This is a genomic window from Streptomyces sp. NPDC059900 (assembly GCF_050270335.1).
Taxonomy (GTDB): Bacteria; Actinomycetota; Actinomycetes; order Streptomycetales; family Streptomycetaceae; genus Streptomyces.
On sequence record NZ_JBNNJZ010001134.1, the window covers coordinates 1 to 1,184 of the forward strand.

General features: G+C 70.9%; 2 protein-coding genes. One reads left to right on the forward strand and one right to left on the reverse strand.

Annotated features, from left to right (window positions below):
- Nucleotides 1-48: 48 nt before the first annotated feature.
- Nucleotides 49-249, reverse strand: a complete 201-nt coding sequence (locus tag ACQKIP_RS47850) for a hypothetical protein (protein WP_365863608.1) — start codon at nucleotides 247-249, stop codon at nucleotides 49-51.
- Nucleotides 250-598: 349 nt separating this feature from the next.
- Here ACQKIP_RS47850 and ACQKIP_RS47855 point away from each other — a divergent pair.
- On the forward strand, nucleotides 599-1,184 hold a 586-nt coding region (locus ACQKIP_RS47855; RefSeq protein ID WP_427745914.1), incomplete at its 3' end, for a MerR family transcriptional regulator.

Genomic DNA, 1,184 nt, shown 5'->3' on the forward strand with positions numbered 1-1,184 from the left:
GGCGCAGGCGCGGGGCCGGCGGCCGGCAGGGTGATCGACGGCAGGGAGTCAGCGCCGCGTGTAGGGCACGTTGCGGGCGGCGAGCGCACTGTAGGAAGCCCGGTCGCTGCGTGCCTGTTCCCGGCGGCTCTGCTCGATACGCAGCCCCTCCACGTGCTGCGTGGGGGAATTACTCCTGCGCAGCAGCGTGACGATCAACAGCAGGGCGATCGCGCCCAACAGGCCGAACACCAACAGGATCGTTGCCATCATCCGCCCCCGCAGTCACTCAGAATGCCGAATGTCCCCCGCCAGCCTACGACTTGCATGCCCGGGCAAGCAGACGGCCTCATCGGCAGTCTCCCGGCGCCGGCGTTGCCGGAACCCAGCAACCCGGCCCCCGGGCCGGTCCGTCAGGTCCGTCAGGTCCGCAGGCGCCGCAGACACGGCGGTGGCCGTGCGCCCTTCTTCGAGCGCGAGGACTGCAGGGACCGTGCGCGGTCGGCGGCACGATCGGCTGCCGGCACCGGGCGCAGCGGGGTGGATGGTTGCACCTTCCGTAGCGGCATGTGGTCCGGTGGACTCAACGCGCCCGTGCTTTGAGGAAAGGTCCCTGCTCATGCCTTCGTCTTTCGTGCCGCCCCGCCGGGTCAAGATCGGTGACGCGGCGGCCTTCGCCGGCAGCACGCCACGGGCGATTCGCCACTACCACGAGATCGGGCTGCTCCCCGAGCCGGAGCGGGGCGGCGATGACCGCCGCCGCTACGGCTACGAGGACATGATCCGACTGTTGTGGATCCGCAAGATGGCCGACGCCGGGATCGCCCTGGACGACATCCGTGACGCCTTTGCCGCCGGCGCGGTGTCCGCCGGCACGGATGGCGGAGACGGTTTCGCGGGTGTCCTGGAGCGGTTGGAGGAAAGCCTCGCCGAGCAGGAGGCGGAATTGCGGCGGCAGCGGAGAGCCGTGGCGCGGATGCGCACCGAGGGCAGCCGGATGGGCCTGCTCTCCGACGTCGTCACCGCACGCCTCAAGAGCCTGCCCGAGGGCTGCCTGCGCCAGGCGGACCTGGACACTCTGCTGGTCACTGAGCGGATCTTCGGGCCGCTCGGCGCGGCCGTCCAGGCCACCCGCTTCGCCGTCCTGGCCACGCATCCGGCTCTGCGCAAGGATGCGGACCGCATCGATGAGGCCGAGGAGGCAC

Coding starts and splice junctions, on each gene's coding strand:
- ACQKIP_RS47850 (WP_365863608.1), bottom strand. CDS start 249: ATGGCAACGATCCTGTTGGTGTTCGGCCTGTTGGGCGCGATCGCCCTG.